A 12,627-nucleotide genomic window follows, 5' to 3' on the forward strand; every position below is an offset into this window, starting at 1 on the left:
TCAGGAATCCTGAGTACCGCGAGTCAGCGCCGGCCCGGCCATCTGCGGCGGCTTTGCCTTCATCAAGCCTTCAAGTGCCTGGCGATACTGGTTGCCGCCCAGGCTCATGCTGTTGTTGTGCGTACCGCCCGGCACCAGCAGCAGGCGTTTGGGTTCGCTGGCAGCATTGAACAACTGCTGGCTGAATCGCGAGGGCATGAACGCGTCGGCCAGGCCATGGACCACCAGCAGCGGCATATCGATGTCGACGATCTTGTCGATGGAATCGAATTTCTGCGAAAGCAACCAGCGCACGGGCAGCCATTTCACCGGCAGGTTGCTTTCGGCCACCTGCGCCACGGCATCGCCCAGCGACGTGAAGGTGGACTCGATGACCAGACCGCGCACCGGAACGGCGGCGTGGTCTTTTTTCGCCTGTGCGGCAAGGTCAGCCGCCAGGTCGATGGCCACGGCACCGCCGAGGGAGTGGCCGTAGATCAGGCGCTTGCCGGCGTCGGGTTGCATCGTCTTGAAGCGCTCCCAGGCGGCTCGGGCGTCTTCATACACGCTGGCCTCCGATGGCAGGTCCCCCTTGCTCTGACCAAACCCACGGTAATCGATGGCCAGCACTGAATAGCCCATGGCGCGCAATTGCTCGATACGGAACGCCTGCCCCGTCAGATTCCAGCGCACGCCATGCAGATAGAGGATCGACGGTGCATCCCGCCGCGCGGCGGGCCACCACCAGGCATGCAGGTTTTGCCCGCCTTTGAAGCTTGCGGACTTGATGTCGAACTCCTGAACGTCCTTTGGCAAGCCGCGATACCAGCCAGCGGTGCCCGGCTCGATACGAAACAGCAGCTCGCGTTCGGTGTGCTCAAGCACCCCGCAACTCACGGGCAGACCGACAACCAGCCCGGCCATGCACAGCAAGGGCAGCCAGCGTCGGCGAAGACGGGTGAGCAGGGAGGAGGCCATTGGGTGGTCCATCGGTAAAAAACTGAAGTTCGTTTTTTAACAGAAGCGCAGCGGGGGCGGGAATAATTTCGACAGTCGTTCACGGCCCCCTGTGGCAGATCAATCCACCCGCAACACAATCTTGCCAATGTGATCGCCACCTTCCATCCGCGCATGAGCCTGTGCCGCATCAGCCAGTGGATAGACCTTGTCGATCATCGGCAGACAACGCCCGGCAGCCAATACCGGCCAGACGTACTCGCGCAGTTGCTCGGCGATCGAGGCTTTTTCTTCGCGGGTCCGCGAGCGCATCAGTGAGCCGGTGATCGTCGCGCGTTTGCTCATGATCGCCATCAGGTCGACGTCTTTGGCGTGGGCGCCGCCGAGAAAGCCCAGCATCACCAGTCGACCCTCCATGCCCAGCGCCGCGATGTTCGAGTTCAGGTACGAGCCGCCCATGATGTCGAGAATCACATTGACGCCTTTGCCGGCGGTTTTTTCCTGAATCACCTGGACGAAATCCTGGTCGCGGTAGTTGATCGCCTCCGCGCCCAGCTTGCGGATCGCCGCGCACTTTTCCTCACTGCCTGCCGTGGCGAATGCCTTGACGCCGAACTCGCGACACAACATCAAGGCCGTCGTGCCGATGCCGCTGGTGCCGCCGTGAATCAATGCTCGCTGGCCTTTGCTGGCGCCACCCATGTCGAACAGATTCGCCCACACCGTGAAGAACGTTTCCGGGACCGCCGCCGCTTGCACCCAATCCATGCCTTGAGGAATCGGCAATGTCTGGCTGGCCGGTGCGACGCAGTATTGTGCGTAGCCGCCGCCATTGGTCAGCGCGCAGACGTTGTCGCCGACGATGAATTCGCTCACGTCTTTACCGACTGCAACCACTTCGCCGGCCACTTCCAGGCCAGGGATCGGGCTCATGCCGGGTTTCATCGGGTACTTGCCGGCCCGTTGGATCACGTCGGGGCGATTGACCCCGGCGGCATGCACGCGAATCAGCACTTCGCCCACACCAGCGGTGGGGACCGCTTCCTGGCGCGGCTTCAACACCTCGGGCCCGCCGGGTTCGGTGATTTCAATCAGGGTCATGGTTTGGGGCAGATTCATGGGCGCGTCCTGTCTGGAGGTGTTCAGTAAATGGGACCACTTCGAGGTGGCAGTGACTCAGTTCAATGCCGATTGCAGCCGATCGTGGCGGTTCAGCAGGCGCATGCCCGGTTCCAGCAGCAGCGCCACGACAATGGCTCCCGCCGCGATGATGAACAACAACCCGTGATGCCCGCCGCTGGCGTTGAACAATGCTGAATAGGCAAACCCGGCAATTGCCTGGAATGTAGCAAACGACACGGTGGCGCGACTCCAGGCAATTTGCTGCGGGTGATGCTGCGGGATCAGTTCGTGAACCCGGGCCAGTGCCAGCGGAACGATGCCCGGCGGGAACGAGCCGAGGATCACTGCCAGCAAGGCCAGGGCGGTGAATGAGCTGGAAATCGACAGCAGACCCACGGCAAGCGCCTGTACCACCAGCACCAGGCGAATGCTCAACCGTGCGCCCAGTTTATCGGCCAGGAAACCGTAGCTCACCGGACCGATAATCGCGCCGATACCGTACATCACCCAAATCAGCGCACCCACATGCGACCCGGCACCGAGCCCGCGAGCGACATAATCCACCAGAAACACCATGGCGGGTACGAGGCCGGCCGCCATGAATGCGTACTGGGCAAACAACAGATAAACCCGTGGATCGGTCGGCGCACTGAATTCTTCGTCAGACGGCATGACAGTTGCCGGATGCGCAGCTGACGGCCAACCGAACCAGCTTGCGGCGGTCAGCACCAGCGCAATCAAACCGAGACCGAACCAGGTGTTCTGCAAACCCAGGCTCAGCAGCGGCGGAACAATCGTTCCCGATCCGGCAATGCCCAAACCGATACCCAGAAAAATCGCGCCGCTGGCCAATCCTCGGCGGGTGACCGGCACATGCGGCAGCACGGTCGCGGCGACCAGTACCATGATCGCGCCACCGGCGATGCCCGACAGCAGGCGCCAGCCGAAGAACCAGCTCACCGACAGCGGAAAGCCACAGGCGAAAAACGACAGCGTCACCGCCAGCATCATCAGGCGCAGCGCGGTTTTGTTGGAGGTGCGGCGGGCCAGCGGATGGCCGATCAGTGCGCCGATCAGGTAGCCAACCAGGTTGGCGGCACCGAGGTACACCACGTCGCTGGTGGAAAACCAGTGCGCCTGGATCAACGAAGGAATCAACGGCGTGTAGGCAAACCGCGCCAGGCCGATGCTGACCAGGCTGGCGCAAAGACCGGCGAATATCGGCAGCCATATCGCGCTGCGTGGAGTGGATGATGTGCTGAGCATGGGGGCTGTCCTGCAGGTTTATTTCAGGTGCCCAGCTTATCCAGGTTTACTGATTCATTAGCGCAGCGAGTTTGCGCTATCGTGATGCGTATATGCATCAGTGGAGGTCCGTATGAATTGGGATGACGCGCGAGTCTTTCTGGCGGTTTGCCGGGAATCGACGCTACGCGGCGCAGCGCGGGTGCTGGGTGTTGATCAGGCCACCGTCGGGCGGCGAATCACGGCACTGGAAAAGTCCTTGAGTGCGACGCTGTTTCTGCGCACGTCCGAGGGGTACGCGCTGACGGCGGTGGGCGAGGCGGCGTTGAAAGCTGTGGAAAAAATGGAGCATTCCGCACTGGAGCTCGAACGACGGATTCAAGGGCTTGATGATCGACTGACGGGCACCGTTCGGGTCAGCACCACGGACTCCATGGCCATCGACTTCCTGATCCCGGCCATTGCCCGCTTGCATGAGCAGCACCCCGACGTGCGAGTGCAACTGGACGCTTCGACGCAAATTATCAGCCTGTCGAAACGCGAAGCCGACATCGCCGTGCGCAACACCCGGCCGGATAACCCGGACCTGATCGCCCGGCGCATTGCGCGTTGGCCGGTGGGACTGTTTGCTTCCAGAGACTATGTGGACGCCCACGGCGTGCCGGCACCGGGCTCCGCGTTCGAGGGGCATGATCTGGTGGTGTATCAGCCGTATTTGCAGGGCCACAAGGACATGACGCTGGTCTCGGAACCGCTGGGGCGCGGCCGCATCGTGTCGAGCTTGAGTTCCGGCCTGCTGGTGCGCCGAGCCATTGCCGCCGGAATCGGACTGGGGGAAATTCCGGTGTACATGGGGGAGAGGGACGGGCTGGTCCGGCTGTGGCCAGAGCGCACGCGACCGGTACCGTATGAGGTGTGGCTGGTGACCCACGAGGATTTGCGGCATACCGCCAGGGTTCGTGTGGTCATTGATGAGATTGTGGCGGTGTTTTCGGGGACGGGTGAGTAAAGCTTGAAAGATCGCAGCCTCGCTCCGCTCGACAGCTTCTACAGGGATTGACATGTAGGAGCTGTCGAGCGGAGCGAGGCTGTTATCCCAGGGTTATGGCATTTCCGGCAATTCCTGAGGACGCAGGTCGAACACCAACACTTCGGCATCGACGCCATTGCTCAAGCTCAGCAATTGTTCATCCCGAACCCGTACGCCATCGCCTTCCTGCAATACCATGCCGTTGAGTTCGACACTGCCACGAGCCACATGCACATAGGCGTACCGATTGGCGGCCAGTTCCAGGGTGGCGGATTCCTTGCCATCGATCAGCCCGGCATACACCCGTGCATCCTGGCGCACCTGCAGCGAACCGTTTTTCCCCTCGGGGGAGATGATCAGTTGCAGGCGGCCGCGTTTTTTCTGCGTGCTGAAATGCTCTTGCTGATAGCGCGGTTTGGCGCCGCTGACGTCCGGCACAATCCAGATTTGCAGGAAGTGCACGCCACGGGTGGCCGAGTGGTTGTACTCGCTGTGCGCCACGCCGCTGCCGGCGCTCATCAATTGCACGTCACCGGGGCGGATCACCGAACCGGTACCCAGGGTGTCCTTGTGTTCAAGGGCACCTTCGAGCACATAGGAGAAGATCTCCATGTCGCGATGCGGGTGCTGGCCGAAGCCTTTGCCGGCGGCGACGCGGTCATCGTTGATCACCAGCAGGTCGGAAAAACCCTGCTCTTTCGGGTTGCGGTAGTTGGCGAAGGAAAAGGTGTGGAACGACTTCAACCAACCGTGATTGGCCGCGCCGCGATCGGAAGCTTTGCGAAGGGTCAGCATGATGAAATCTCCTGTTGGGACGTTGATTCGTCCGAGTGAGGAGAAGGTTAATGTTTATCGGTTTGTGCAATAAGTAGATGAAAATTGAAATACTGTCTCGTTCAGGTTGACAATAATGGGTAGGCTGTTCCTGTTCCATTGGCCATAATGCATATCACTGCCTTAATGCCGAGCACATAACGTGCAGGAGCCAGCAAGCCGGTTCCTGCAGGGTGGGTGTTCAGCCAGTAATCCTTTTTTGACTTCAGTGATGTAACCCATGAAAACCGTAGCAATGGTGCTGTTTCCCGACTTTCTCCTGCTCGACATGGCCGGGCCCATGGAGGTGTTTTCCATCGCCAATCGCTACCTGGAGCCGGCACAGCGTTATGAGCTGATGACCATTGGCACCGAACACGGGGCATTGCGTGCGTCCAACGGCGTCAACGTTCACCCCGACATGCACATCGATCAGGCGGGTCAGGCTTATGACTTGTTGCTGGTGCCTGGCGGTCCCGGTGCCTACAACGAAAAGCACCCGCCGTTACTCCACTGGTTGCAAAACGCCGTCAGCCGCGCAGGCTGCTATGGCTCGATTTGCACCGGCGCCTTCGTGCTCGGGCACGCCGGCCTGCTCGACGGTTACCGCGTCACCACCCATTGGCATTACACAGAACGGCTGATCAAGGGCTTCCCGAAGGCGACAGTGGAGACCGACCGGATTTACGTGCAGGACCGCAACCTCATCACCTCCGGCGGCGTTACGGCCGGCATCGACCTCGCGTTGTCAGTCGTCGCCGAAGACCACGGCAAGAAAGTCGCCCAGGACGTGGCCAAGGTGTTGCTGGTGGTGATGAAGCGCCAGGGCGGCCAGGCGCAATTCAGTCCGTTGATGGCCACCATCGCGCCCCATGAAACGCCAGTGACCCGCGTGCAGAATTATGTGCTTGAGCATCTGGATGAGGCATTCAGCATTGAACGCATGGCGGGCCTGGCCACCATGAGTCCCCGTCATTTCGCCAGGGTGTTCGCCCGGGAAGTGAACATGACCCCGATGGAATTCCTGCAAAGCGCGCGCATCGACTGCGCCAGGAATCTCCTGGAAACCACTGACTTGCCGCTCAAGACCGTGGCGTTCAAAAGTGGCTTCGGCAGTGTTCGGCACATGCGGTTCCTGTTCAGTGAAAAACTTGGATTGACGCCGACCCTGTACCGGGAACAGTCGAGCTAGAGCCTTCTTGTCCGTCTTGCGCACTGTGATGGCCGTGATGCTCCCATCTTCGCAGTTGTACCTTCACCGATGCCTGCCAAGATACTGCTGAACTCTTTGCAATGGAGGTGCGTGAGCCTGGCGCGGGATGAATGTGCAGTCCTTTTAGCCGCCCCGGGTTTGCGCACGTGAACGTGCATGAACAGCATGACAAATTTGAACAGCGATGCAGTGCTGCAATTCGGCCCCTACGCACTCCACCTGCGGCAACGGTTGATCCTGGACGGTGCCCGGCCGCTGCGCATGGGCGGGCGGGCCCTGGATATCCTGCAGGTGCTGGTCCAGCGTGCAGGCACTGTCGTCAGCAAGGACGAATTGATCGCGCTCGTCTGGCCGACTTCGGTGGTCGAGGACATCAACCTGCGTGTGCACATCGCAGCGCTGCGTCGCGCCTTGGGCGACGGGCAGAACGGGCAGCGCTACATCGTCAACATTCCCCAACGAGGCTACAGCTTCATTGCGGCGGTGCAACGTGTGCCGGCGTGTTCTCTGGTGTCGATCGAGACGGCTCAAAAACTTCAACACAACCTGCACGCGCGGCTCACACCGGTCACCGGTCGCGATTCGATCGTCGGCAGCCTGGTCCGGCAATTGCCGGTTCGACGCTTCATGACCCTGGTGGGGCCCGCTGGCATCGGCAAGACCACCGTGGCGTTGCGTGTGGCCGAACTGCTTTTGCAGCACTATCAGGACGGCGTCTGGCTGGTCGATTTCGCGGCAATCGATGATCCGGCGCAGGTGGTCGATCAGCTGACCCGGGCGCTTGAACTGGAGGTCGGGACGACACTCGATACGTTAAAACAGCGCCATGCTTTGCTGGTGCTGGACAATTGCGAGCACCTGCTCGAACGCTGCCGCACGCTGGTCGAGGACCTGCTGAAGTCCGCACCGCGTCTGTCGATCCTGGTTACCAGTCGAGAGCCGCTCAACGCGCAGGGAGAATCGGTCCAGCGTTTGCCGCCACTGGCGGTGCCGCCGGCGTCGGCATTGCACAGTGTGGCGGAGGCCATGGGCTATTCGGCGGTGCAACTGTTCGTCAGTCGCGCCCGTGCCCGTCAGCAAGGGTTTGCCCTGCGCGAACAGGACCTCAAGGCTGTGCGCGAAATCTGTCGTCGCCTCGATGGAATACCGTTGGCCATCGAGTTGGCGGCCGCACAAATCGACGCGTTGGCGCTGGTGGGCGTGCAAGCCCAACTCGACAACTGTTTTCAGCTTCTGAGCCACGGCCGGCGCACCGCCGTGCCCCGCCATCAAACCCTTAAAGCCGCGCTGGACTGGAGCTATGAACACCTGAGTCCGCTGGAGCAAACCGTGTTGAAGCGTCTGGCGGTGTTCAAAATGGCCTTTACACTGGACGCGGCGATTGGCGTGCTCGGTTGCACGGCGCTGCTGCCCGGACGTGTGATTGAGGTGGTGGAAAGCCTGGCGCTGAAATCGCTGCTGTCGCTGGAGCAGGGCGGTGGATTGAGCCGATACCGCTTTCTCAACACCACGCGCGCCTACGCCCTCGAAAAACTTGAACACAGCGGTGAGCTGCGGACCTTGGAAATGCGTTACGCCCGCTACATCAGCCGGACGCGCTGGACATCAAGCGGGCAGGTGGCGTTGCAACTCATCGAGTAACCGGCGCACCTTGGTCAGGTCTGGCGTGGCAAAACCCTCAGTGAACCGGTTATAGACCGGCAACAGCAACGTATGGGCTTGCCGGTGCCGGCCCTGTCGCTGCCAAAGCTGTGCCAGTGAAGTGGCGCTACGCAATTCCCAGGCAAGGGCGCCCTGGTGTTTTGCCACGTTCAAGGCCCGAATCAACACGGCTTCGGCTGCTTCGGTTTTCAACGGGCAACCTTGCGCCAGCAGTGCATCAGCCCTGGCGCGGAGGATTTCCGCCGTGCTCCAGCCGGCCATGCCGGTGTCCGCCCGTTGCAAGGAGGCGTCATCGACGAAGCCGGTGTCCAGCGTGACCATGATGTCCTTGATCAGCCCCACGCCCGGCAGGAGGGACGAGCGCACCTCGGCGTGGTCGATCACCTGGGCGTAGTGCAGGGCCCAGGTGTAGAACAGCAGTACCGAGTGTTTTTGCGCTTGTTCCAGCAGCAGACGCAAGAGTTCGCGAGCGGTGCGGGTGTCGCCGTTGTAGTGAGCGATCAGGCAACTGGCCAGCGCCAGGGTGTAGCAGATGGAGGTGCCGTGGTTGATCTGCAGGGCAATGTCCAGTGCCTGTCGGGCCGTGCGCCAGGCTTGTTCCGGTTGACCCTGCAACCAGAGAATGCGCGCCAGAATCGTCAGCGAGGCGACGCTCTGGTCGTATTGCACACCAAAACCGTGGGTGAAGCGGTTGAGATGCCCGCTCTGGGTCATGCGTTGGAGAACCTGTTCGGCATTCAACCGCGCCTGTGGCTGGTCTCCGGCAAAATGCAGGGCCAATACCCGCAAGCGGTGGGTGCTGAGGGACAGCACCGGATCGCCGTGCACGCCCAACCGATCAAATTGCCGGCTCTGCTCGAGGGCCATTTGATAGTGGGCGCAACTGAGGTTGACCGCCATGTGGCCGGACACGGCTCGCAGTTGACCGGCCAGGTCGTCGCACTGTCTCGCCAGAGTCCTGGCGCTGACGAAAGCCTCGACGGTCTCCGCCGTGCCGCCCTGGGTGTGATAACACGAGCTGCCGAGGGCCAGCTTGAGGGCCATTTTCAGCCGAGGGCAAGGCTCGGGCGCGGCGTCCAGCAAGGCCAGCGCCTTGCGCACGTACACGCCGTGCTCCCTGAGCAGCGACAATTCCTGCCACAGCGGAGCTGACGTCGCAGCGAGGCGGATCGCCAAGGCTTGCGGCCCTTGCGCGTTCAATCCCCAGTCGAGGGCGGCACGGATGTCTTCCAGGCTGCGGGCATATCGCTCGATCCACGTGCACGTCTGGATCGCCTCCCATTCGTGCTGGGCCTGATGCATCAAGGCCAGGCAGCGTTCGGCGTGACGTTTTCGGGTGTCGGGCAGGTCGGTGGCCTGGTCGAGTTTTTCCAGCGCATAACTGCGGGTCGTGTCGAGCAGACGGTAAAACACCTCTTCATCACCGACCTCAACGTTCAACAGCGATTTGGCCACCAGTTGGGTGATCGATCCAAACACCTCACGGGGTTCGATGTGTTCGCCGACGATCACTGCCGCAGCGGACTCCAGTGTGAAACCGCCCCTGAACACACCCAGTCGGCGCAGGCAGACTTGCTCACAGGGGCTGAGCAGTTCGAAGCTCCAGTCCAGCGTGGCGCGCAGGGTTTGATGCCGGCCCAAGGTGGTCTGACAGCCTTGGGTGAGCAGGCGAAAGCTGCCCTGCAGTTGCGTCAGCAATCCGCTCAATCCGAGGCTGTTGACTTGCGCGGCCGCCAGTTCGATCGCCAGTGGAATGCCGTCCAGGCGCCGGCAGATTTCAATCGCCAGCGGCAGTTCGTCATCGGTCAGTTCGAAACTGTCGTGGCTGGCCATCGCCCGCTCGACAAACAGTTGCAAGGCCGAAAACGTCAGGGCCTGGGCGCGGTCGAGCACGGCGATGGGCGGGGGGCAGTCCAGTGACCCAAGGCGCTGGACGAATTCACCTTCGGCCCGCAGGCTCTCGCGGCTCGTGGCCAGAATATGCACCTCGGGCGCGGCGCGCAGAAGGCTTTCACTCAGCAAGGCGACCGCGTCGATCAGGTGTTCGCAGTTATCGATCACCAACAACATTTGCCGATCGCGCAGGAATGCCGCGAGGCCGCTCATCGGTTCGGCGCCGTGCAAGGGCAGTTCGAGCAAGGTCGCCAGATGCGCGGTGATCATCGCCGGGTCGTTGATCGGTGCCAGGTCCAGCAGGCGAATGCCGTCCTGATAACGCCCGATCAGTTGCTCGGCGACGCGCAGGGCCACGGTGGTCTTGCCGATCCCGCCGGGACCGACCAGGGTGATGAATCGCTGGCGTGACAACTGCCCCACCAGACTGTCGACGAGGGACTGACGCCCGATCATGCGGGTTCGACGCACCGGCAGGTTGTGGACGCTCGGCGCCGGTGCCTGACTCGCCGCGGGTTGCTCGATGTATCCCAGCGAATACGGCGCGACAAAGCTGTAGCCACGCTGGGCCACGGTGACGATGTACCGCTGGCCGGCCTGACCATCGCCCAGCGCCTTGCGCAATGCCGCCATGTGCACCCGAAGGTTGATGTCTTCGACAACGCTTTTGGGCCAGACCCTGGCGATCAGTTCCTGTTTGCTGACCACATTCCCGGCGTGCTCCAGAAGGATCAGCAGAATGTCCATGGCACGCCGGCCCAGACGCACGGGATGCTCGGCTTCCATCACCAGGCGTTGGCCGGGATAGATCCGGTAGGGGCCGAAATGGATGGCCTGTACGGGTGAAAGGGACAACGGGGCACTCCTGCTTGCAACCGTCTGGTATGCGGTTCTCGAACATATTCGTCAGGTTTGTCGATCTGTGCAATGCACGGTGCAATGGTTTTCGGAGGGCATCTGGCCCGGCCGTTTGCCGTCTTTGTTCGTGAGTTCCGTATTTATTGGGCGCGGTACTCGCAAAGGTGATGTCGGGGCTTTTGGCGCGCCAGGGAAAATTAACAACGTTTAACTCGTGCTGCGTCTGGTCTACGCCCAAAACTCTGCTTCTTCAACATCCACCGGTCAGCTGCAGTGAAAACCTGTGGGAGCGGCGTTGGCTGGCTGGTACTGAGCCTTGTTGCAAAGGGAATGATTCGTCATGAGGACGCCGGAATGAGCAACGTGGTGGTGGTCTATCACAGTGGCTACGGGCACACCCGGGTCATGGCCGAGGCCGTGGCCCAAGGTGTGGAACGGCACCTGGGCAGCACGTGCCTGCTGATTCCGGTCGAGGACGTGCACCAGCATTGGGACCGTTTGCACAACGCCGACGCGATCATCTTTGGCGCGCCGACCTACATGGGCAGCGCCTCGGCGCGCTTCAAGGGGTTCATGGAAGCCACGGCGGCGTTCTACCTGGCTCAACCCTGGCGCGACAAACTGGCTGCCGGTTTCACCAATTCCGGCTGCCTGTGCGGCGACAAACTCAATACCTTGCTGCAGATGGCGGTTTTCGCCGCCCAGCATTCGATGATCTGGGTCGGTCTCGACCTGCTGCCCGCGCGCTCCGGCGTCGGCGTGTTCGACGGGCAACTCAACCGCCTCGGCAGCTCGCTGGGCGCCATGGCGCAATCGAATGTCGAACAGTCCCCCGAATTCGCACCGCCCGCCGAAGACCGTTGCACCGCCGCGCACCTGGGCGAGCGCGTGGCGCGGCTGGCCGATCGCATGAGCCACTCACCGGTTTGATTCACCCCGACACTCACTAAGGAGACATCGCATGAGTACGTTCACGACCCGAGACGGAACCGAGATCTACTACAAGGACTGGGGCACCGGTCAACCCATCGTCTTCAGCCACGGCTGGCCATTGAACGCCGACAGCTGGGAATCGCAGATGATCTTCCTCGCCTCCCAAGGCTACCGTGTGATCGCCCACGACCGCCGTGGTCACGGCCGTTCCAGTCAGCCGTGGACCGGCAACGACATGGACACCTACGCCGATGACCTGGCGCAACTGATCGAGTTGCTGGACCTGAAAGACGCCGTGCTGTTTGGCTTCTCCACTGGCGGCGGCGAAGTGGCGCGTTACATTGGTCGCCATGGTACTGGCCGGGTGGCCAAGGCCGGGCTGATTTCCTCGGTGCCGCCGCTGATGCTCAAGACTGAAGCCAACCCCGGCGGTTTGCCGATTGAAGTGTTTGACGGCATTCGTCAGGCCTCCCTGGCCGATCGTTCGCAACTCTACATCGACCTCGCCAGCGGTCCGTTCTTCGGCTTCAACAAGCCGGACGCCAAACCCTCGCAAGGCATGATCGACTGGTTCTGGATGCAAGGCATGACCTCCGGCCACAAGAACGCTTATGACTGCATCAAGGCGTTCTCCGAAACCGACTTCACCGAAGACCTGAAGAAGTTCGACGTGCCGACCCTGGTGGTGCATGGCGATGCGGACCAGGTGGTGCCGATTGAAGCTGCGGGGATCGCTTCGGCGAAACTGGTGAAAGGTTCTACGCTCAAGGTCTACCCGGGCGCGCCCCATGGCTTGACTGACACTCACAAGGATCAGCTCAACGCCGATCTGCTGGCGTTCCTCAAGGGTTGATGCACACCGGCGCGGGCCTAGATCCGCGCCGTTTTTGCTCCTGATGAGCTGAATTCTTCGAGTACATGA

General features: G+C 61.6%; 10 protein-coding genes. 5 read left to right on the forward strand and 5 right to left on the reverse strand.

Going from position 1 to position 12,627, the window contains the following annotated elements:
- The 3 genes from B723_RS17415 to B723_RS17425 all read right to left on the reverse strand — a co-directional run bounded on the left by B723_RS17415 (position 1) and on the right by B723_RS17425 (position 3,324).
- Positions 1-957 carry an alpha/beta hydrolase gene (locus B723_RS17415; protein WP_017337918.1) on the reverse strand — a complete coding sequence of 319 codons (957 nt, stop codon included), beginning with the start codon at positions 955-957 and terminating at the stop codon, positions 1-3.
- A 99-nt stretch (positions 958-1,056) separates the two neighbouring features.
- Positions 1,057-2,055, reverse strand: coding sequence for an NAD(P)H-quinone oxidoreductase (locus B723_RS17420; RefSeq protein ID WP_017337919.1), 999 nt, complete (start codon positions 2,053-2,055; stop codon positions 1,057-1,059).
- 57 nt (positions 2,056-2,112) lie between these two features.
- The gene (locus B723_RS17425; RefSeq protein WP_017337920.1) at positions 2,113-3,324 is read right to left on the reverse strand and encodes a YbfB/YjiJ family MFS transporter; all 1,212 of its coding nucleotides are present in this window, start codon (positions 3,322-3,324) and stop codon (positions 2,113-2,115) included.
- A gap of 112 nt (positions 3,325-3,436) precedes the next feature.
- Between B723_RS17425 and B723_RS17430 the strand changes: the two genes are divergently transcribed.
- The gene (locus B723_RS17430) at positions 3,437-4,312 is read left to right on the forward strand and encodes a LysR family transcriptional regulator (protein WP_017337921.1); all 876 of its coding nucleotides are present in this window, start codon (positions 3,437-3,439) and stop codon (positions 4,310-4,312) included.
- Positions 4,313-4,405: 93 nt separating this feature from the next.
- Here B723_RS17430 and B723_RS17435 read toward each other — a convergent pair whose 3' ends face one another.
- Entirely contained in the window at positions 4,406-5,128 is a 723-nt protein-coding gene (locus B723_RS17435) for a pirin family protein (protein ID WP_017337922.1), read from the reverse strand.
- 259 nt (positions 5,129-5,387) lie between these two features.
- Here B723_RS17435 and B723_RS17440 point away from each other — a divergent pair, with 259 nt between their 5' ends.
- Both B723_RS17440 and B723_RS17445 read left to right on the forward strand, forming a co-directional pair.
- Entirely contained in the window at positions 5,388-6,338 is a 951-nt protein-coding gene (locus B723_RS17440) for a GlxA family transcriptional regulator (RefSeq protein ID WP_031318704.1), read from the forward strand.
- 177 nt (positions 6,339-6,515) lie between these two features.
- The gene (locus tag B723_RS17445) at positions 6,516-8,000 is read left to right on the forward strand and encodes an ATP-binding protein (protein ID WP_017337924.1); all 1,485 of its coding nucleotides are present in this window, start codon (positions 6,516-6,518) and stop codon (positions 7,998-8,000) included.
- Here the strand turns inward: B723_RS17445 and B723_RS17450 are convergent.
- Positions 7,965-10,769 carry an ATP-binding protein gene (locus B723_RS17450; protein WP_017337925.1) on the reverse strand — a complete coding sequence of 935 codons (2,805 nt, stop codon included), beginning with the start codon at positions 10,767-10,769 and terminating at the stop codon, positions 7,965-7,967. The genes B723_RS17445 and B723_RS17450 overlap by 36 nt on opposite strands.
- 357 nt (positions 10,770-11,126) lie before the next feature.
- Between B723_RS17450 and B723_RS17455 the strand changes: the two genes are divergently transcribed.
- Both B723_RS17455 and B723_RS17460 read left to right on the forward strand, forming a co-directional pair.
- Positions 11,127-11,702 carry a flavodoxin family protein gene (locus B723_RS17455; RefSeq protein WP_017337926.1) on the forward strand — a complete coding sequence of 192 codons (576 nt, stop codon included), beginning with the start codon at positions 11,127-11,129 and terminating at the stop codon, positions 11,700-11,702.
- A gap of 31 nt (positions 11,703-11,733) precedes the next feature.
- Entirely contained in the window at positions 11,734-12,558 is an 825-nt protein-coding gene (locus tag B723_RS17460; protein ID WP_017337927.1) for an alpha/beta fold hydrolase, read from the forward strand.
- Positions 12,559-12,627: the final 69 nt, after the last annotated feature.

The sequence above is a fragment of the Pseudomonas fluorescens NCIMB 11764 genome, from assembly GCF_000293885.2.
GTDB lineage: Bacteria > Pseudomonadota > Gammaproteobacteria > Pseudomonadales > Pseudomonadaceae > Aquipseudomonas > Aquipseudomonas fluorescens_B.

Bases quoted from the DNA above. Each gene is read 5' to 3' on its own strand.
- B723_RS17430 (WP_017337921.1), top strand. From the start codon at position 3,437: ATGAATTGGGATGACGCGCGAGTCTTTCTGGCGGTTTGCCGGGAATCG.
- B723_RS17425 (WP_017337920.1), bottom strand. From the start codon at position 3,324: ATGCTCAGCACATCATCCACTCCACGCAGCGCGATATGGCTGCCGATA.
- B723_RS17455 (WP_017337926.1), top strand. From the start codon at position 11,127: ATGAGCAACGTGGTGGTGGTCTATCACAGTGGCTACGGGCACACCCGG.
- B723_RS17440 (WP_031318704.1), top strand. From the start codon at position 5,388: ATGAAAACCGTAGCAATGGTGCTGTTTCCCGACTTTCTCCTGCTCGAC.
- B723_RS17460 (WP_017337927.1), top strand. From the start codon at position 11,734: ATGAGTACGTTCACGACCCGAGACGGAACCGAGATCTACTACAAGGAC.
- B723_RS17435 (WP_017337922.1), bottom strand. From the start codon at position 5,128: ATGCTGACCCTTCGCAAAGCTTCCGATCGCGGCGCGGCCAATCACGGT.
- B723_RS17415 (WP_017337918.1), bottom strand. From the start codon at position 957: ATGGCCTCCTCCCTGCTCACCCGTCTTCGCCGACGCTGGCTGCCCTTG.
- B723_RS17445 (WP_017337924.1), top strand. From the start codon at position 6,516: ATGAACAGCATGACAAATTTGAACAGCGATGCAGTGCTGCAATTCGGC.
- B723_RS17420 (WP_017337919.1), bottom strand. From the start codon at position 2,055: ATGAATCTGCCCCAAACCATGACCCTGATTGAAATCACCGAACCCGGC.